Source organism: Caulobacter sp. 17J65-9 (assembly GCF_010975005.1).
GTDB lineage: Bacteria > Pseudomonadota > Alphaproteobacteria > Caulobacterales > Caulobacteraceae > 17J80-11.
The window spans coordinates 1-1,004 of record NZ_JAAIVC010000315.1 but is presented as its reverse complement, the minus strand read 5'-3'; the positions used below and the strand labels follow the sequence as shown (position 1 = coordinate 1,004).

Here is a 1,004-nt window from a genome sequence, read left to right as displayed (position 1 = left end):
GGCTGGCCGCGTTCGCCGCCGCCCAGGCCATGCGTCTGGCCGGGGCCGACCCGCTCGCCGCCGTGGCGGTGTCCGCCGCCGCCGGCGCGGCGGTCGGGCTGTGGAGCGTGCGCGGCGGCCTGGCCGAGCTGGTCCGTGAACGTCGCTTGCCCGTTGGAGAGCCCGCCCCGTGTCGCTGAACGCTTCCGTCCCAGACGTCCTGGTCGTCGTCCCCTGCCTCAACGAGGCGGCCCATCTGGACGGCCTGCTGGAGCGGTTGCTGTCCGACGCGGCCGCCGGGCGTTGCCGGATCGTGGTGGCCGACGGCGGCAGCACCGACGCCAGCCGCACCATCGTGCGTCGGTTCGCGGCCCGCGATCCGCGCGTCATCCTGCTGGACAATCCCGCCCGCCTGCAGAGCGCCGGCGTCAACCTGGCGGCCCGGCGGTTCGGCCCGGGCTGCGCGTGGCTGATCCGTCTCGACGCCCACGCCGGCTATCCGCCTGACTATTGCGCGGGCCTGCTCGCGGCGGCCGAACGGACCGGCGCGGATTCGGTGACCGTGCCCATGCGCTCCAGCGGCGGCGGCGCCTTCCAGCGCGCGGTCGCCGCGGCTCAGAACTCGCTGCTGGGCGCGGGCGGCTCGCGCCACCGGCGCGGCGACGCCGGCGGCTGGGTCGACCACGGCCACCACGCCCTGATGCGGCTGGACGCCTTTTCCGAGGCGGACGGCTACGACGAGAGCTTCGCGGCCAACGAGGACGCCGAGCTCGACGTGCGCCTGACCCGCGCCGGCCGGCGGATCTGGCTTGAGCAGGACCTGATCGTCACCTATTTCCCGCGCCGCCGACCGGACGCGCTGTTCCGCCAGTACCTCGCCTATGGCGAGGGCAGGGCGCGCACCGTGCTCAAACACCGCTTGGTCCCGCGCATACGCCAGGCCGCTCCGCTGGCGGTCGCGCCGGCGGTGCTGCTGGCCGCCGCGGGCGCCGCCTGGGGGCCGCTGGCCACGCCCGCCGCCCTGT

General features: G+C 76.1%; 1 protein-coding gene. It reads left to right on the top strand.

The window, feature by feature from the left end; translation table 11 throughout:
* Positions 1-169 precede the first annotated feature (169 nt).
* On the top strand, positions 170-1,004 hold an 835-nt coding region (locus tag G3573_RS21625), incomplete at its 3' end, for a glycosyltransferase family 2 protein (protein WP_163263682.1).